17 protein-coding genes are annotated in these 18181 nt (G+C 64.8%); 8 read left to right on the forward strand and 9 right to left on the reverse strand.

The window, feature by feature from the left end:
* Positions 1-35 precede the first annotated feature (35 nt).
* The 3 genes from miaA to YQ44_RS02895 form a co-directional block, all read right to left on the reverse strand.
* On the reverse strand, positions 36-983 hold the full coding sequence (gene miaA / locus YQ44_RS02885; RefSeq protein WP_071322092.1) for a tRNA (adenosine(37)-N6)-dimethylallyltransferase MiaA: 948 nt from the start codon (positions 981-983) through the stop codon (positions 36-38).
* A 105-nt stretch (positions 984-1088) separates the two neighbouring features.
* Positions 1089-2987, reverse strand: coding sequence for a DNA mismatch repair endonuclease MutL (gene mutL / locus YQ44_RS02890; RefSeq protein WP_071322093.1), 1899 nt, complete (start codon positions 2985-2987; stop codon positions 1089-1091).
* A 72-nt stretch (positions 2988-3059) separates the two neighbouring features.
* Positions 3060-3998, reverse strand: a complete 939-nt coding sequence (locus YQ44_RS02895) for a peptidylprolyl isomerase (RefSeq protein WP_071322094.1) — start codon at positions 3996-3998, stop codon at positions 3060-3062.
* Positions 3999-4269: 271 nt separating this feature from the next.
* On the opposite strand from YQ44_RS02895, the gene YQ44_RS02900 reads away from it, so the two are divergent.
* Both YQ44_RS02900 and YQ44_RS02905 read left to right on the forward strand, forming a co-directional pair.
* A complete protein-coding gene (locus YQ44_RS02900) occupies positions 4270-4920 on the forward strand; it encodes a VTT domain-containing protein (protein WP_071322095.1) in 651 nt (216 codons plus the stop codon).
* 157 nt (positions 4921-5077) lie between these two features.
* Entirely contained in the window at positions 5078-6121 is a 1044-nt protein-coding gene (locus YQ44_RS02905; RefSeq protein WP_071322096.1) for a carbonic anhydrase, read from the forward strand.
* A gap of 98 nt (positions 6122-6219) precedes the next feature.
* On the opposite strand, the gene YQ44_RS02910 is transcribed toward YQ44_RS02905, so the two are convergent.
* The 3 genes from YQ44_RS02910 to tsaE are packed head-to-tail and all read right to left on the reverse strand — an operon-like array spanning position 6220 to position 8917.
* On the reverse strand, positions 6220-7056 hold the full coding sequence (locus YQ44_RS02910; protein ID WP_071322097.1) for a D-hexose-6-phosphate mutarotase: 837 nt from the start codon (positions 7054-7056) through the stop codon (positions 6220-6222).
* Positions 7057-7070: 14 nt separating this feature from the next.
* Positions 7071-8465: an N-acetylmuramoyl-L-alanine amidase gene (locus tag YQ44_RS02915; protein ID WP_071322098.1), complete on the reverse strand. Its 1395-nt coding sequence runs from the start codon at positions 8463-8465 to the stop codon at positions 7071-7073.
* Positions 8429-8917 (reverse strand): tRNA (adenosine(37)-N6)-threonylcarbamoyltransferase complex ATPase subunit type 1 TsaE, encoded by a 489-nt coding sequence (gene tsaE, locus YQ44_RS02920; protein ID WP_071322099.1) that lies wholly within the window; start codon positions 8915-8917, stop codon positions 8429-8431. The genes YQ44_RS02915 and tsaE overlap by 37 nt, the downstream gene beginning before the upstream one ends.
* Before the next feature lie 78 nt (positions 8918-8995).
* Between tsaE and queG the strand changes: the two genes are divergently transcribed.
* Entirely contained in the window at positions 8996-10087 is a 1092-nt protein-coding gene (queG, locus tag YQ44_RS02925; RefSeq protein ID WP_071322100.1) for a tRNA epoxyqueuosine(34) reductase QueG, read from the forward strand.
* Between the two features lie 116 nt (positions 10088-10203).
* On the opposite strand, the gene YQ44_RS02930 is transcribed toward queG, so the two are convergent.
* Entirely contained in the window at positions 10204-10581 is a 378-nt protein-coding gene (locus YQ44_RS02930; RefSeq protein WP_071322101.1) for a DUF3052 family protein, read from the reverse strand.
* 136 nt (positions 10582-10717) lie between these two features.
* On the opposite strand from YQ44_RS02930, the gene YQ44_RS02935 reads away from it, so the two are divergent.
* Complete coding sequence (locus tag YQ44_RS02935; protein WP_083411611.1) at positions 10718-11398, forward strand: PadR family transcriptional regulator; 681 nt, start codon at positions 10718-10720, stop codon at positions 11396-11398.
* A gap of 24 nt (positions 11399-11422) precedes the next feature.
* Positions 11423-12259, forward strand: a complete 837-nt coding sequence (locus YQ44_RS02940; protein WP_071322102.1) for a siderophore-interacting protein — start codon at positions 11423-11425, stop codon at positions 12257-12259.
* A 126-nt stretch (positions 12260-12385) separates the two neighbouring features.
* Here the strand turns inward: YQ44_RS02940 and YQ44_RS02945 are convergent, their stop codons facing one another.
* Together YQ44_RS02945 and YQ44_RS02950 are read right to left on the reverse strand one after the other, a co-directional pair.
* Entirely contained in the window at positions 12386-12970 is a 585-nt protein-coding gene (locus tag YQ44_RS02945; RefSeq protein ID WP_071322103.1) for a response regulator transcription factor, read from the reverse strand.
* Positions 12971-13004: 34 nt separating this feature from the next.
* Entirely contained in the window at positions 13005-15017 is a 2013-nt protein-coding gene (locus tag YQ44_RS02950) for a PAS domain S-box protein (protein ID WP_071322104.1), read from the reverse strand.
* 136 nt (positions 15018-15153) lie between these two features.
* On the opposite strand from YQ44_RS02950, the gene YQ44_RS02955 reads away from it, so the two are divergent.
* From YQ44_RS02955 to YQ44_RS02965, 3 genes are all read left to right on the forward strand, one after another.
* Positions 15154-16146: a TRAP transporter substrate-binding protein gene (locus tag YQ44_RS02955; RefSeq protein WP_442905928.1), complete on the forward strand. Its 993-nt coding sequence runs from the start codon at positions 15154-15156 to the stop codon at positions 16144-16146.
* 125 nt (positions 16147-16271) lie between these two features.
* A complete protein-coding gene (locus tag YQ44_RS02960) occupies positions 16272-16844 on the forward strand; it encodes a TRAP transporter small permease (protein WP_071322106.1) in 573 nt (190 codons plus the stop codon).
* Positions 16841-18121: a TRAP transporter large permease gene (locus tag YQ44_RS02965; protein WP_071322107.1), complete on the forward strand. Its 1281-nt coding sequence runs from the start codon at positions 16841-16843 to the stop codon at positions 18119-18121. The genes YQ44_RS02960 and YQ44_RS02965 overlap by 4 nt, the downstream gene beginning before the upstream one ends.
* Positions 18122-18181 lie beyond the last annotated feature (60 nt).

The following is an 18181-nucleotide window of genomic DNA, read 5'->3' on the forward strand; positions in this document are numbered from 1 at the left end:
ATGTGCGGATTTTTCTGCGTGCGCATCGGCGGTGGTTACTTTAGCAAGGGCTGGATCTGCGCTAGCATGGACGAGGCCGGATCGGCGCCCAGGCAGTCGATGACGATGCGTTCCGGCATGGAGCGCAGCCAGGTCAGCTGGCGTTTGGCCAGCTGGCGCGTGGCGATGATGCCCGTCTCGCGCAAGGCGGCGCGGTCGATGCGGCCATCGAGGTATTCCCAGGCCTGGCGGTAGCCCACGCAGCGCATCGACGGCAGGCCCGGATGCAGGTCGCCGCGGCGGCGCAGCTGCTCCACTTCATCGAGCAAGGCGTCGTCTTTCAGCATGAGGTCGAAGCGCGTGGCGATGCGCGCGTGCAGCACGGCGCGGTCCGACGGTTCCAGCGCGAACGACTGCAGCTGGAACGGCAGCACGGTCTTTTCGCGGCGGTCCAGCAGGGCCGACATGGGCTGGCCGGACAGGGCGATGATTTCCAGCGCGCGGCCGATGCGCTGCGCATCGGCCGGCGCCAGACGCGCGGCCGTGACGGGATCCTGCTCTGCCAGGCGCGCATGCATGGCGGGCCAGCCGATGGCGGCGGCGTCCTCTTCCAGCTGGGCGCGCAGCGCGGGATCGGCGCCGGGCAAATCGTCGAGGCCATCGGCCAGGCCCTTGAAGTACAGCATGGTGCCGCCGACGAGCAGCGGCAGCTTGCCGCGCGCCGTGATCTCCGTCACCAGGCGCAGGGTGTCGTTGCGGAACTGCGCCACCGAATACGCATCGAGCGGGTCGATGATGTCGATCAGGTGATGGGGGACGGCCGCCAGTTCTTCCGCCGTCGGCTTGGCCGTGCCGATATCCATGCCCCGGTAGACGAGGGCGGAATCGACGGAAATGATCTCGGACGGGATGGCCTGCGCGATGGCCAGCGCGCTGGCCGTCTTGCCGCTGGCCGTGGGGCCCATGATGGCGACGGCCAGGGGGAGGTGTGGAGTGTTTTGCATGTTGACTCTTGTAAGGTGGTGCGTAGGTGGGCTTGGCGCAAGCGCAAGCCGACGTGATGCCGCCGCTGCAGTCTCGGATGACGCTGCGCTAATCCGACCTGCTGTTTACTGGCCGCGCAGGAACAGCTTGTCCAGCGCGTTGATCTCGACCTGCACCCACGTCGGCCGACCGTGGTTGCACTGGTCGGCGCGTTCCGTGCTCTCCATCTGGCGCAGGAGGGCGTTCATTTCCTGTACCGACAGGATGCGGTTGGCGCGCACGGCCGTGTGGCAGGCCAGGGTGCCCAGCAATTCGTTCTGGCGCTCGATCAGCACGCGCGAGCCGCCGTATTCGCGCACGTCGCGCAGCACGTCGCGCGCCAGGGTCTGTGCGTCGGCGTTCTTCAGCAGGGTCGGCACGGAACGCACGGCCAGGGTGGTGGGCGAGAGGGCGGCGATGTCGAAGCCCAGCGCTTTCAGCGTGTCCTGGTTTTCATTCGCCGTCGACACCTCGATGGCGTCCGCGTAGAACGTCACGGGAATCAGCAGCGACTGCACCTGCATGTCCTGGCCCGACACCTGCGCCTGCAGCGCGTTTTTCAGCTGTTCGTACAGGATGCGCTCGTGCGCGGCGTGCATGTCGACCAGCACCAGTCCCTTGGTGTTCTGCGCCAGGATATAGATGCCGTGCAGCTGGGCCAGGGCGAAGCCCAGCGGATATTCTTCGCGCGCCATCGCTTCGGGCGAGGCGATGTAGGGCTCCACCTGCGTGACCGGCGAGGATGCGCTGCCGCCACCGAACAGGGCGCCATACGCGGATGTGTCCTGCGCCACGCCCGGCGCATCGGCAAAGAAGGGGCGGGCCGCGCCGGGCGTGGCCGGCGCAAAGGTGTTCGTAAACTGCGCGCCGAACGAGGTTTGCGTCTGTTCGCGGCGCCAGATGCCGGGGCCGCCCGCGCCGCTGTCGCCACTCAGGGTGGAGGCGGCAGGCAGGGGCGCCGGCACGCTGCCGAAGGCCGTGGCCGACGTCTGCGCCAGCGCGCGCTGCACCGCGTGGAAGACGAACTGGTGCACGGAACGGCTGTCGCGGAAGCGTACTTCGATCTTCGACGGGTGCACGTTGACGTCCACCAGGGCCGGGTCGAGGTCGAGCGCCAGCACATAGGACGGGAAGCGGTCGCCGTGCAGCACATCCTGGTACGCCATGCGCACGGCGTGCACCAGCAGCTTGTCGCGCACGAAGCGCCCGTTGACATAAAAGAACTGGCCATCGGCGCGCGCCTTGGACGCCGTCGGCAGGCCGGCGAAGCCGTGCAGGCGCAAGGTGCCGGCCGATTCGTCCAGCGCCAGGCGCGCCTCGGCAAAATCGTTGCCGAGGATGTGGGCGCTGCGCTTGGCCAGCTCGCTGATATTCCACTGGTCGATGGTGCGCCCGTTGTGCGACAGCGAGAACGAGACGTCGGGCCGCGCCAGCGCGATGCGGCGCACGACTTCGGCGCAGTGGCCGTATTCCGTCTGTTCCGACTTCAAAAACTTGCGCCGCGCGGGCGTATTGAAATACAGGTCTTGCACGTCCACCGTGGTGCCGTGCGCGCCCGACGACGGCGAAACGCTGCCATTGTGCGAGCCGACGATTTCCCACGCGTGGGCCGCATCGGCCGTGCGCGAAGTCAGGGTGACGGCGGCCACGGAGGCAATGGACGCCAGCGCCTCGCCGCGAAAACCCAGCGTGCCCACGTTTTCCAGGTCGCTCAGCGAGGCGATTTTCGAGGTGGCGTGGCGCGCCAGGGCCAGCGGCAACTGCTCCTTGTCGATGCCGCGCCCGTTGTCGGTGATGGCGATGCGTTTCACGCCGCCTTCTTCCAGGCGCACGGTAATTTGCGTGGCGCCCGAGTCGAGCGCGTTTTCCAGCAGCTCCTTGACCACGGCCGATGGCCGCTCGACCACCTCGCCGGCGGCGATTTGCGAAATCAACTGGTCAGGCAAGGCCTGGATCGGGCGGTGGGGCGTGATGGGAGCGTTCATGCTGCGATTATAGCGGGTTCGCATCGGGAGGTCGGGCCGGGCCCGATGCTGCCGGCCCGCCTCCCTATGGATTTACTTCGCCATTTCCCGCACCGGTATCGGCGCATTGCACAGGTCGATGTGGCCGGCGGCGACCTTGCTCCATGGGCCGCCACGGTTGCGCTGGGCTTCCAGCACGGCCTGGTAGGCGGCGCTATCGGTGCGCATCACTTCCAGGTTGCTGCGCTGTGCCAACGGCACGTCGGCGGCCAGGCGGATCGCCTTGATCGGCACGTTTTTTTCGGGGCTGTCATAAAAGCCCATCGGGCCGGCGCCGCGCGGCAGCGTCGACAGCAGGGGCATGCCGGCGACGACGCGGCCGACGACGGTGATGTCGCGGTCCAGGTGGCGCGGCGACTGGCCGATGACGGCATACAGCTCCGTGCCGCCGCCGCTGTCGCTGCCCGTGTCGCGCCCCACGCCCACGGTGGCATAGCAATGCGTGAGCCAGGCCGTGCCGCTTTTCGGGTCGCGCGCGGACGGGAAGCCGTTCGAATGCCCCACTTGCGGCGCATAGCCATCAGAGTCCGGCAGGCGCGTGAAGCTCTTGATGTTTTTCAGGGGCGCCGTGAATTCGCCGGGCAGGGTGCGCTGGGCGTGCTGGATCGGCTTGGGATTCTTTTCGTTCGGATCGCCCCACTGCGCCACCCAGTTGTCCTGCGCGCGTGTGATGGCCAGGCCGTCGTAGTACTGCTCGGCCACCAGGGCCTTGATATTGGCCACGTGTTTCGGCGCGAAGTCGGGTGCCAGCTCCATCACCACGCGGCCTGCGGGAATTTCCAGGTACAGGGTATTGTTCGGGTCCAGCGGGCGCCAGTCGGACGGCTTCGAGGCCTTGATGGCGTCGGCAAGCGTCGCCTTGGCGGGCAGCTCGGCGGGCGCCTTGATCTGCACAGGCGCTGCGTGGGCGGACAGCTGGGCAAGGCCCAGCACGGTGGCCATGGTCAGGCCGTTCAGTGGATGCAGACGCATGTTGTACTCTCCTGGTCGGCGCGGATTGCGCCGGTCAGAAAGTGTATACCGGAATGGCAATATTTCGTTGGAAAAACATTGCAGGGCGCGTGCCTGGCATGCCGGGAGCACAGCCGGCCTGGGCACTTTGGCAGGCTCGTTCCTTAACCTTTACTTAAATTGCCGCGCGCGCAAGGGCGCCGCATAATTAATCAACAAATATCGGGCCGGGGACTGCCGTTGCGCCGGCCGGGTGGTGTATGATTCCGCCGCTACCTTTAGGGAAAAATATATGGATTTTGTGCAATTCCTCGACATGATCGTGCATGTCGACAAGACGTTGGGTATCTTGATCGAGCAGTACGGCACCCTCGTGTATGCGGTGCTGTTCGCCATTATTTTTTGCGAAACAGGCCTCGTCGTGCTGTTTTTCTTCCCTGGGGACACCTTATTGTTTATCGCCGGCGCATTTTGCGCGACGGGACAGATGCACCTGGGCTTGTTGATCTTCCTGCTCGTCACGGCCGCCATCACGGGCAACACGCTCAATTACTGGATAGGCGAGGCCATCGGGCAGAGGGTATTTACCCACGATTACCGCTGGATCAACAAGGATGCCATGCGCCGTACGCATGAATTCTTTGAAAAGCACGGCGGCAAGACCATCATCCTGGCCCGTTTCGTGCCGGTGGTGCGCACCTTTGCGCCGTTCGTCGCCGGTATTTCCGACATGACGCATGCGCGCTTCCAGATGTACAACGTGACGGGCGCCCTGCTGTGGGTGGTGGGCCTGGTGACGGCCGGTTACTTCTTCGGCAATATCCCGTGGATCCGCGACCACCTGACCCTGATCGTCCTGATCGGCGTGGGCGCCGCTGTCGTGCCGGTGGTGCTGGGCGGCATGTGGAAGCTCTACAAGCGCATGGTCGGCAAGTCGGCGTAATTGCCGCAAGGATCCAGGGCAAGCACGCTGCGGCGCCGTCCGCAGCTGGCCCTGGATCCTGTTTTCTCTTCGGTACTTCCGTATTGCTCCTGCCCTGATTCAAGTTTTGTTGCTTTCCAGCCGTAAACCAGAGGGTATTCTTACTTTCTGGATTTCCATGCGACATTTGAGCGCCCTGTTAGCTTGCAGCCTTGCCGTGATGACGGCCATGGCAAGCGCCAAAGATGCCCCCGCCCCGGCGACCGCCGCCGCATCCACGCCAGCCAGCGCGCCGGTGTCGGCGTCGGCGCGCGCGGCCGCCATGAAAACCCTGACCGAATCGGTGAAGGGCAAGGAGGCCAAGGCGCCCGTCACCGTCGCGCCGACGGCGCGCGAGAAGGAAGAAGCGGCCGAAGTCGACCTGTCCGAACGCATCGCGGCGCGCCTGGCGGAAATGCGCGCCACCCAGGCGGCCCGCGCCGCCGCGCGCGCCAAGCGCGCGGCCGTCGTGAAGGCGGCGCCGCCGCCACCGCCGCCCGTGCCGCGTGGCACGCACTGGTCGTACGAGGGCGAGAGCGGTCCGGCCAACTGGAGCAAGATCAATGTCGACTGGGCCAAGTGCGGCAATGGCAGCCGCCAGTCGCCGATCGATATCCGCGACGGCATGAAGGTCGAACTCGAGCAGATCAGTTTTGATTACCACCCGTCGTCGTTCAATGTGGTCGACAACGGCCACACGGTGCAGGTGGGTGTCAGCGGCGGCAATTACATCACGGTGCAGAACCGCATGTTCGAGCTGCAGCAATTCCACTTCCACCGCCCGTCGGAAGAGCGCATCAACGGCAAGGCGTTCGAGATGGTGGTGCACCTGGTGCACCGCGATGCGGAAGGGCGGCAGGCCGTGCTGGCCTTGCTGCTGGAGCGGGGCGCGCCGCAAGCGACCATCCAGACCGTGTGGAACAATCTGCCGCTGGAAAAATTCGAGACCATGCACCCGTCCATCCTGCTTGATCCGGCCGAGATGCTGCCGACGCGGCGCGATTACTACACCTACATGGGATCGATGACGGAGCCGCCCTGCAGCGAGGGCGTGCTGTGGATGGTGATGAAGCAGCCGGTGCAGGCGTCGCCGGCGCAGATGGCGCTGTTCAGCCGCCTGTATCCCTTGAATGCGCGGCCGATTCAGCCTGCCAATGGCCGCATCATCAAGGAATCGAATTAAGAGCGCTTGAGAAAAGCCCATGGCGTTGTTACCCCGCCTCGTCGTACATGCGTACTGCCTTCGGCGAGGCGCCTAGCCCTGGACTTTTTCAGTCACCCTTATGTAAATTCAAGGCGCTGGCGCCCGGTCCATCCGGCGCCGGCGGCCAGCGTGTCGGGCTGGATCAGGGCCGGCTCGATGCAGATGAAGCGCCGGTATTCGTCGTCGGCCAGGTCGGGCAGGGCGGCCGCGTCCTGCGCGCCCGGGTTCCACACGACGGCGTCCGTAAAGCCCTGCTGCTCCAGGCGCAGGGTGGCGGCACCCGCCTGCAGGGTCAGGGCGCCCGGCAGCTGGTAATAGATGCGGTCCAGCTTGTCGGCAAGCTGCAGCAGCTCTTCCGCCTGCAGGGCGTCCTGCGGCGTCTCGTCCGAGTAGCGCACGCGCTGCAGGCCGGCGATGCGCGCCGCATCCAGCTGTTCAATCGCAAAATAGGTATGCAGGGCGGCCGAGAACGGGAACGCCTGCTCGTCCGTGTTCTGCACGGACAGGCTCAAGTCCAGCGCTTGCCCCTTGACGGCCACGCGCAGGCGCAGGGTGAAGGCGAACGGCCAGGCGGCGGCGATCGCTTCGGGCAGATCGGACTGGGTCAAGGTAAATTCCGCATACGCGGCGCCATCGGCTTCGCCGCTGGCTGCCAGCTGCCAGGTCGCCACGCGCGCAAAGCCGTGGCGCATGCCCGTGCCGCGCGCGCCGAACTGGGGGAAGATCACCGGTACGCCGCCACGGATGGCGCGGCTGCCGTCAAGGGCGGAATCGCGGCTGCAAAACAAACGCTCCTGGCCATCGCTGGTACGCCATGAGACCAGGTGGCCGCCGTACAGGGTGACGGTCGCCTGCGCGCCGTCGGCCGCGCGGATGGTCACGGCCGGCAACTGGCCAAAGGTACTCTTGCTCATGCTAGGCTTTCATGTCAGGTCAGGCGGCTTTTCGCCAGCGGCGGATTCTTCGCAAAGTAATTCTTGATGCCCGTGACGATGGCGTCGGCCATCTGGTCCTGGTAGCCGTTGTCGGTCAGCTTGGCTTCCTCTTCCGGATTCGAGATGAAGGCCGTCTCGATCAGGATGGAGGGAATGTCGGGCGCCTTCAGCACGGCGAAGCCGGCCTGTTCGACGGAGCCCTTGTGCAGGCGGTTGATGCCGCCGATCTCGCGCAGCACGGCCTTGCCCAGCTTCATGCTGTCGTTGATCTGCGCCGTCGTCGACAGGTCGAGCAGCACGCTGGCCAGCTGCTTGTCGTGGTTCTTCACGTTGACGCCGCCGATCAAATCGGCCTGGTTTTCCTTGTTGGCCAGCCAGCGCGCCGCCGTCGAGGTGGCGCCTTTTTCCGACAGCACGAAGACGGACGAACCGCGCGCCGTCGGCTGGATGAACGCATCGGCGTGGATCGAGACGAACAGGTCGGCCTGCACCTTGCGCGCCTTTTCCACGCGCATGCCCAGCGGGACGAAGAAATCGGCGTCGCGCGTAAGCATGACGCGCATGTTCGGCTGCAGCTCCAGCTTGGTTTTCAGGCGCTTGGCGATGGCCAGCACGACATCCTTTTCGCGGCTGCCCTTGCTGCCCATGGCGCCAGGATCCTCGCCGCCGTGGCCGGGGTCGAGCGCGATGGTAATCATGCGCACCACTTTCTGGCCCGGCAAGGGGCGCGCTTCGGGGCGCTGTTCGGGACGGATATCGGGGAGCGGCGGCACGATGGGGGCCACGGGCGCGACGGCGACGGGCGGCTTGCCGCTGTCGGGCAGCGGCAATGCGGGCGGCGGCGTGTGCGTGCCGGCCATCGGCGGCTTGGCCGGATCGCTGGACCAGTCGCCTTTTTCGATCATCTGCGCGATCAGGTCCGGCTCGTGCACGGGGTACAGGTCGAAGATCAGGCGGTGATTGTACGAACCTGCCGGTGGCAGGGTAAACAGCTGCGGCGTGACTTCCTCTTTCAGGTCGAACACCAGGCGCACCACGTTGGGCCGGTTCTGGCCCACGCGCACCTGCTTGATATACGGATCGTTCGACTGGATCTTCGCCACCAGGCCCTTCAGCGTGGGATTGAGCTCCAGGCCTTCGATGTCGACCACCAGGCGTTCCGGGTCCTTGACGATGAAGTGGGTCGCTTTCAGGATGCTGTCGTTTTCCAGCGTGACGCGGGTGTAATCCTCGGCAGGCCAGACGCGCACGGCGAGAATTTGCGCCGCCATCGCCGACATCGGCGCGAAGACGGATAACAGCAGGGTGCCGCCGGCCTTGAGCACCGTACGCCGGGTGATGGGCGAGGATATCAAAGGTTCGGGGCGAATTTGAGACGGTGAAGGCATGACAGACCCAATTCAGAAGACGCTTGCAATTCTACATCACGTCCTGTACCCGCAACGCTCAAATAAACATTCAGGTCCGCCGGCGGCAGGACCGGTTCGGCTTTCTCCGGCCATTCGACGATGCAGATATTGTGGCCATTGAAGTCTTCGCGAAAGCCCGCGTCGAGGAATTCCTCGGCGCTGCCCATGCGGTACAGGTCGAAATGAATGACGTTGACGGCCTGGCCGTCGAGTTGCACCGTGTACGGTTCGGACAGGGTATACGTGGGGCTTTTCACGTGGCCCGCGTGGCCGGCCGCGTGCAGCAGCGCGCGCGTGAGGGCCGTCTTGCCGGCGCCCAGGTCGCCGTGCAGGTAGATCGCCAGGCCTGGCGCCAGCGCGCGCGCCAGCGCGGCGCCCAGAGCGGCGGTGCCGGCTTCGTCGTGGAGGTGGGCTTTGAAGTGTTCGGTCATTATCTTCGGTATCGCATAAAATGGAGGCTGCTCCCATTGTAACCGCCCGCGCCGCCGCTGTTTTCCGTAAAGTCCCCTATGTCCGCCACCGTCACCGATCTCGCCGCCCTGGCGCGCACCATCAAGCAATGGGGGCGCGAGCTGGGTTTTGCCGAGGTGCGCATCGCCGATGTGGACCTGTCGCACATGGAAGCGGGGCTGCAGGCCTGGCTTGATGCAGGGTATCACGGCGAAATGGAATACATGGCCAGCCACGGCATGAAGCGTGCGCGCCCGGCCGAACTGGTGCCGGGCACGGTGCGCGCCATCAGCGCCCGCATGAACTACCTGCCGCCGGCGTTGGGAGCCGACTGGCGCGAGCGCGAGGCGGCGCGGGACGCCGATCCCGCGGCGGCCGTGATCTCCGTGTATGCACGCGGCCGCGATTATCACAAGGTGATGCGCTCGCGTCTGCAGCAGCTGGCCGAACGCATCAAGGGCGAAATCGGCGACTTCGGCTACCGCGTCTTCAGCGACTCGGCCCCCGTGATGGAAGTGGAACTGGCGCAAAAGGGCGGGTTGGGCTGGCGCGGCAAGCACACCTTGCTGATCAACCGCCAGGGCGGTTCCTTTTTTTTCCTCGGCGAGATCCTCATCGACGTGCCGCTGCCGGTGGATGCGCCCGAGACGCCGCACTGCGGCCAGTGCTCGGCGTGCATCACGGTGTGCCCGACGCAAGCGATCCTGGGGCCGCACCAGCTCGACGCGCGCCGCTGCATCTCGTACCTGACCATCGAATTGAAGGGCGCCATTCCCGTCGAAATGCGGCCCCTGATCGGCAACAAGGTATATGGCTGCGACGATTGCCAGACCGTCTGCCCGTGGAACAAGTTCGCCCAGCGCGCCGTGGTGCCCGATTTCGACGAGCGCCATAGCCTGGGCAGCGCCGGCATGGTGGAGCTGTTCGCCTGGACGGAAGAAGAATTCAACCGCCGCATGGAAGGCAGCGCCATCCGTCGCATCGGCCACGAGCGCTGGCTGCGCAACCTGGCCGTCGGCATGGGCAATGCGGCCGCCAAGGTGCGGGGACAGGCCGACATCGTCGCGGCCCTGCTGTCGCGCCGCGAGCACCCGTCGGCCATCGTGCGCGAACACGTCGAATGGGCGCTGGTGCTGCACGGCGTCGCCTGAGCTGCGTTCAAGAACGCCTGACAAAACCGTAGCGGGCGGCAGTGATCTGTGGCTGGGAGGCGCAGCGGGCATCGCAGGCCGCAAGGGGCGACGCGCAGCAGGTTTGCTGAGGTGTGCTAAACCTGCTTCAGGCGCAGCGCCGACCAGTCGGCGTCGATGGCGATCATGGCCACGCTGTCGAGTCCCAGTGCCTGTGCGTAGGCGCGGATGTCGTCGCGCTGGATATCGCTGCCCGCCTTGCTTCCCCCTTTGCGGTACGCCAGCCACAGCGCGCCGCCGGGCGCCAGGCGCGCCTGCGCCGCCGGCAGGTGGCGTTCCAGTTCCGCGCGGCTGCGCGCAAACAGCAAGATCCAGTCGGCGCTTTCAGCCGCCTTGGCCATGCGCTCGGGCGGCAGCTGCGCCAGCAGCGCCGCCTGTTCGCCGCCATCATTGAGCACGGCCAGCGCCTGCGCATTCTTCACATACATCTTTTCCGGGACGGTTTTTTCAGGCATGGCGATGGCTTGTTGGTGGCGGAGAGCTCAGCATAGCAAACGCCGGCACGCCCGCGCCATGAATTTTTCCTTGACTTATCGATATATCGTTATAAAATGACGATACCTACTAACGATATATCTTTAAAGAGAAAACATGAGAAACTCACACCACGCAGAACATGGCCACGGCGGCCATCACCATCAGCATGCCCATTGCGGCCAGCACCACCATGGCGAACACCATCGCGGCGAGCATCGCCACGAACACCGCCACGAATACTACCTGCATGGCCGCGGCCCGCGCGGCTTCGACGAGCGCGGCGATGGCATGGGCCATGGCGGCCCCGGTGGCCGGGGCGGGCGCGGCGAACGGGCCGAGCGCGTCTTCGGCCGCGGCGACCTGCCGCTGATCGTGCTGGCGCTGATCGAGATCAGCCCGCGCCACGGCTATGAAATCATCAAGGCCATCGAAGAGCGTTGCGGCGGCGCCTATGCGCCCAGCCCGGGCGCCATCTACCCGACCCTGACCCTGCTCGAAGAACAGGACCACGTCACGTCCAGTGAAAGCGCCAGCGGCAAGAAGCTCTACACCATCACGGACCTGGGCCGCGCCTATATTGAGGAAAACCGCGCCCAGGTGGACGGCATCCTGGCCCGCCTCGACATGTTCGCCCGCATTCAGGCGAAACACGCCTTGCCCGAGCGCGTGCGCCAGGGCATGCACACCCTCAAGCATGCGCTGCTGCTGAACAAGACCAACTGGACGGACGCGGAAGCCGAACGCGTGGCCGCCGTGCTGGAGCAGGCGGCGAATGCCATCGTCGACGGTCAATGAATCCACTTTGACAAGGAACCGAACATGACGAATACCTCATCGGCAACACCCGCACCGCAACGCCTGCGGACCACCGAACGCGTGCGGCACGACTTGAAACTGCGCGTGCTCACCGTCGTGCGCACCGAGCAGCTGACGCCGCACATGCGCCGCATCACCCTGGCCGGCGACGATCTTGACGGCTTTGTCTCGCCCGCGCACGACGACCACGTGAAACTGTTCTTCCCCGCCCCGGGCGAAGCTGCGCCCGTCTTTCCCGTGCTGGGCAATGGCCCGAATCCCGTCCAGTACGCGGAAGGGGCGCGTCCCATCGCCCGCAACTACACGCCGCGCCGCTATGACGCCGCGCGGCGCGAGCTGGAGATCGACTTCGTGCTGCATGGCGACGGTCCCGCAGCCACCTGGGCGGCACAAGCCGTGCCCGGACAGACCCTGGGTGTGGGCGGACCGCGCGGCTCGATGCTGGTGCCGCTCGATTTCGACTGGTATGTGCTGGTGGGCGACCAGACGGCCTTGCCGGCCATCGCCCGCCGCCTCGAGCAGTTGCCAGCCACGGCACGCGCGATTGCCGTGATCGAAATCGTCGAGGACGGCGAGCAGATCGCGCTCGACAGCGCCGCGCAGCTGGACGTGCGCTGGGTAGCGCGCAATGGCCGCAGCGGTGCCTTGCTGCTGGCGGAACTGGCGAAAGTGGTCTTGCCGCAGGACGGCGACGGCTACGTGTGGGTGGCGTGCGAGCATGCACAGGTACAGGGCTTGCGCGGGCATTTCATTGAAGCCGGCGTGCCGAAGCAGCATCTGCATGCGGCCAGCTACTGGAAGCATGGGGCGGCGGAGCACCATGAGCGTCACGATGCGTGATGGCGGTGGCGGTGGTGTCGGGTTACGCGCTGCGCGCTAACCCGACCTACCCGACCTACCCGACCTACATTGCAATGTAGGTTGGATTGGCGGCGCGCCAGCGCCGCGTAATCCAACATTGCTGCATTACTTCAACAACCCCGCCAGCTCCACCGCCGTCTTGACCTGCATCTTGTCGAAGATATGCGCGCGGTGGACTTCCACGGTGCGCATGCTGATGCCCAGCTTGTCGGCCACCACCTTGTTCATCTTGCCCGCCAAAATCAGGTCCAGCACTTCGCGTTCGCGCGTCGACAGGGTGGCCAGGCGCGCGTGCACGGCGGCCAGTTCGCCGGCCTGGCGCGAGTTGGCCAGGCCTTGCTGCACGCGGTCCATCAGGTCGTTGTCGTTGAACGGCTTTTCAAAGAAATCGAAGGCGCCGCGTTTCAGGCTGTCGACGGCCATCGGCACGTCGCCGTGGCCGGTGAGGAAAATCACGGGCAGGCGCGCCGTCAGGTCGCGCTTGACCAGCTGGTCGAACAGGGCGATGCCGTTCATGTCGGGCATGCGCACGTCGAGCAGCACGCAGTCGCCGCCGGCGTCGAAGCTGCCATCGAGGCTGTCGAGGAATTGCTGCGCGCTGGCGTAGCTGCGCGCCTCGATGCTGCGCGAGGCGGCCAGCCAGGACAGGGAGTCGCGTACGACTTCTTCGTCATCAATGATATGCAGCATGGTGTCTCCGGCTTTCTGTTATCGTCGTTATCGGTTAGTGCGGCGCGCGCGGCACTGCCGGCACGCTGAATGTAAAGATGGTACCGCCAGCGGGGTTGGCGCTGAAGGTCAGCGCGCCGCCATGAAATTCGATGGCGGTGCGGCAGATGTTCAGCCCCATGCCCATGCCCTCGGCCTTGGTCGAGAAGAAGGGCGAAAACAGCCGCTCGGCCACGTCCTGCGGGATGCCGTGGCCGTGGTCGATGACGTCCACCGTCACCATGTCCTGCTGCGCGTCGTGGCTGGCCCGCAGGCGCATGATACGCCGTCCCGGCGCCGCATCCTGCATCGCCTCGATGGCGTTGCGTGTCAGGTTCAGCAGTACTTGCTCGATCATCACGGGATCGGCGCGCAGCAGCGGCAGGTCGGCAGGTATCTCTTCCTGGATGGTCACATAGTATTTGCGCGCCTGCAGGTCGATCAGCGCGCGGATGCCGTCGATCAGGGTGCGGATGGCGATATCCTGGCGCTGCGGCTCGCTCTTGCGCACGAAATCGTGCACGCTGCGGATGATCTGGCCGGCCCGCTGCGCCTGCGCGCCCGCGTGTTCCAGCGCCGGCTTCAGGGTGGCCGGGTCGACGGGCGCGCCGCTGTCGATGGCGCGCCGTATCAGGTTCAGCGCGCCCGTGGTGTAGCTGGAGATGGCCGCCAGCGGCTGGTTCAGCTCATGCGCCAGCATCGATGCCAGCTCGCCCATGGTGGCCAGGCGCGAGCTCGTCTGCAGTTTTTCCTGCTGCTGGCGGTTCAGTTCCTCGACGCGCTTGCGGTCCGAGATGTCGAGCACGGAACCCATCCAGCCCGTCTGCTGGCCGTGCTTGTCCACCAGCGGCGCCTCGAAGATCAGCACCGCCACGCGGGTGCCGTCGGGACGCTGGAAATAGGTTTCGAACTGCGGCGTGGGATTGCCGGCCAGCGCCTTGACGAAGCGCTGCTGGTATTCTTCCAGCGCCTCGGGCACCCAGTAGGGCATGGGCGGCAAGCGCCCCAGGATTTCCTCGGGCGGATAGCCGACGATCTGGCAGAACGCGGGATTGACATAGGTGACGCGTCCTTCCAGGTCGCGCGCGCGCATGCCCGTCACCAGCGAGTTTTCCATCGCCGTGCGAAACAGCATCTGCTGGCGCAGCGCGCCTTCGGCCATCAGGCGGCGCGAGATATGCCGCCACAGGGCCAGCAAGCTCCATATCAGACCCAGCGAGAGGGCGATGACGGAACCGACCAGCAAATTGGGCAGCAGCTTGGGCTGGCTTTTCACGCTGTCGGTAAACAGCGTGATGGTGGCGCCCGGCACGTCGAGCGCGCGCTTGTGCGTGTACACGCCGTGGCCGGGGCCGGCGGCGGCGCGCCGCGCCAGCACCTTGTCGTCGCGGTCGATCAGGGAAATCTGGTTATCCTGGGCGAACCACCATGGCACCATTTCATCGAGCAGGCTGCCGATCTGGTAGGTGGCCACCAGGCTGCCCACGTAGCGCTGCCCATCGAACAGGGGCTGGTGGTAATCCATCAGCATGGCGCCGGGCGGCGCGTCGGGGAAGCCGCTCTGCTGCGAGGGCTGGGCATATTGGCCCCGGTGCAGGCGGCGCGCATTGTCGCCTGCCGTCAGCGAGGCGGGCGAAAAGGCCAGCTCGTGCGGCAGGCTGTTGTCGCTGGTGGCCAGCACCTTGCCGCTGGTGTCGAGCCACAGCACGCGCTGCAGTTCGCGCCCGTTGCGCAGCATCTGCTGCAGCCGTTCATGGACTTTTTCCGCGCCGAGGGCGCCGCTGGCGATGTCGGTGCCCAGGTTGAACAGGCTTTCCTCGTTGCGCGCCAGCTGGAAGCGGATGGTCTGCTCGACCCACAGCGTGTCGGCGATCAGCTGTTCCTGGCGTTCGTTGCTCTCCATCTGGCGTGCCTGCCATGGCAGCCAGAACAGGATGGAGAGGAACAGCAGCAGCAGGATGACGGGCAGCAGCCAGCGCATCGGGCTCGATAGCTTGAAGCGGCGCGCAAGGGTGGGGGGAGTCGGCATGGCTGGCAGGGTAGCGGCTTATCGGGCGCGGGCTATTGTGGTTAACCACAATAGCCGAGGCAGTTTCTTTGGCACAATATCCAAGTAGACAAATAATAAAGTTTTTCAAAAAACCATTCAGGAGACAGAAATGCAGATGAAAACCATGTTCGTCGCGCTGTGCGCGGCCATCGGCGCCACCGCCGGCGTGCACGCCTACGCCCAGGCGCCCATCGTCATCAAGTTCAGCCACGTCGTGGCGACCGATACGCCGAAAGGCCAGGCCGCCGAACGCTTCAAGCAGTTGGCCGAGAAAGCCACGAATGGCAAGGTCAAGGTCGAACTGTACCCGAACAGCCAGCTGTACAAGGACAAGGAAGAACTCGAAGCCCTGCAGCTGGGCGCCGTGCAGATGCTGGCGCCCTCGCTGGCCAAGTTCGGCCCGCTGGGCGTGAAGGAATTCGAGGCGTTCGACCTGCCATATATCTTCCCCACCAAGACCGCGCTGTATAACGTCACCGAAGGCGAAATCGGCAAGAGCCTGCTGAAAAAGCTGGAACCCAAGGGTATCACGGGCCTGGCCTACTGGGACAACGGCTTCAAGGTGATGTCGGCCAACAAGCCGCTGCACCACCCGGCCGACTTCAAGGGCCTGAAGATGCGCATCCAGTCGTCGAAGGTGCTCGACGCGCAGATGCGCGCGCTGGGCGCCAATCCGCAGGTGCTGGCCTTCTCGGAAGTGTATCAGGCGCTGCAGACGGGCGTCGTCGACGGCACGGAAAATCCGCCATCGAATATGTACACGCAAAAGATGCATGAAGTGCAAAAGCACGTGACCGTGTCCAACCACGGCTACCTGGGCTATGCCGTCATCGTCAACAAGAAATTCTGGGACGGCTTGCCCCCGGAAATTCGCAGCCAGCTGGAAAAAGCCATGCGCGAGGCGACCACGTTTGAAAAGGCCATCGCCCAGCGCGACAATGACCAGGCCCTCGAGGCCATCAAGAAGGCGGGCAGGACGCAGATCTACACGCTGACGGTGCAGGAGCAGGCCGAGTGGCGCAAGGCGCTGGCGCCCGTGCAAAAAACCATGGAAGCGCGCATCGGCAAGGACTTGATCACGGCCATCAACAAGGAAAGCGCGAAGTAAGCCGCTGGTTTTAGCGTTCTGCGCCGCCTGGCGCAGATGGCAGGGCATCGCCTGCCGATCCGTCTCACCGGCCCCGGCGCGTCCTGCGCGGGGGCCAGCGCACCCGCACTCTTTGAAAGTCCACCATGAAATTTCTGGATCATCTGGAAGAGTGGCTGATCGCGACCCTGATGGGCGCGGCCACCTTCATCATTTTCGTCGCCGTCGTGCACCGCTACCTGGCGGGCTTGCCCATTCCGGGCGTGCAGGACTTCCTGATTCAAATCAATACCAGCTGGGCCCAGGAGCTGTGCATCTACATGTTCGTCTGGATGGCCAAGTTCGGCGCCGCGTATGGCGTGCGCACGGGCATCCACGTGGGCGTCGACGTGCTGATCAACCGCATGAACCCGCGCTGGCGCGACCGCTTCATCGTCTTCGGCCTGGCCGCCGGCGCCCTGTTTACGGGCGTCGTGGGTACCCTGGGTGCCAGCTTCGTGTGGTCGATCGGCCACACGGACCAGACCTCGGCCGACATGGAGGTGCCGATGTGGCTGGTCTACCTGGCCGTGCCGCTCGGTTCCTACCTGATGTGCTTCCGCTTCCTGCAGGTGATGGTGCATTTCATCAAGACGGGCGCCTTGCCAAAACACGACCACTCGCATGTCGAGGGGCTGGACGAGGAATTGACGGCGGAAGAAAAAGGAGCCAAGGCATGAACGCGCTGATCATTTTTGTATTGCTGCTGGCGCTGATGCTGACCGGCATGCCGATTTCCATCTCGCTGGGCCTGACGGTGCTGACCTTCCTGTTCACCATGACCAGCGTGCCCATCGAATCGGTGGCCCTGAAGATCTTTACCGGCATCGAGAAATTCGAGATCATGGCCATCCCGTTCTTCATTTTGGCGGGCAACTTCCTCACGCATGGCGGGGTGGCGCGGCGCATGATCAACTTCGCCAGCTCCATGGTGGGCCACTGGCATGGCGGCTTGGCGCTGGCCGGCGTGATGGCGTGCGCGCTGTTTGCCGCCGTTTCCGGCTCCAGCCCCGCCACCGTGGTGGCGATCGGCTCCATCATCCTGCCCGCCATGGTCAGGCAGGGTTATCCGCGCGGTTTCGGCGCCGGCGTCATCACCACCTCGGGCGCGCTGGGCATCTTGATACCGCCATCGATCGTGATGGTGATGTATTCCGTCAGCACCAACACGTCCGTGGGCAAGCTGTTCATGGCCGGCGTGATTCCCGGCCTGATGCTGGCCATGCTGCTGGGCCTGACCACCTGGTTCCTGGCGCGCAAGCATAACTATCCGCGCATGCAGAAAGCCAGCTGGAAAGAGCGCTTCGTCACCTTCAAGAAGAGCGCCTGGGGCCTGCTGCTGATCGTCATCGTCATGGGCGGCATCTATTCGGGCGCCTTCACGCCGACGGAAGCGGCGGCCATGGCTGCCGTGTACGCCTTCATCATCGCCGTCTTCGTCTACAAGGACTTGAAGCTCAAGCAGGTGGGCAAGGTCTTGCTCGATTCGGCCGCCATGTCGGCGATGCTGCTCTACATCATCACCAACGCCGTGCTGTTCTCGTTCCTGATGACCAGCGAAAACATTCCGCAGGCGATGGCCGAATGGATCACGGGCAAGGGCCTGGGCGTGATCAGCTTCCTGCTGGTGGTCAACGTGCTGCTGTTGTTGGCCGGCAACGTCATGGAACCGTCGTCGATCGTGCTGATCATGGCGCCGATTCTGTTCCCTGTCGCCATGAAGCTGGGCATCGACCCCGTGCACTTCGGCATCTTGATCGTGGTCAACATGGAGGTGGGCATGTGCCATCCGCCCGTGGGCCTGAACCTGTACGTGGCGTCCGGCATCACGAAGATGGGCATTTCCGAACTGACCGTGGCCGTGATGCCGTGGCTGCTGACGATGCTGGGCTTCCTCGTGCTGATTACCTACGTACCACAAATTTCGCTGTGGCTGCCGAATTTAATTTACAACTAAAATAACTGTCCCCGCCATGGTGCAAAAAAAGTCGATCCGGCCGAATAAATGCGCTATGAT

The organism is Janthinobacterium sp. 1_2014MBL_MicDiv (assembly GCF_001865675.1).
GTDB lineage: Bacteria > Pseudomonadota > Gammaproteobacteria > Burkholderiales > Burkholderiaceae_D > Janthinobacterium.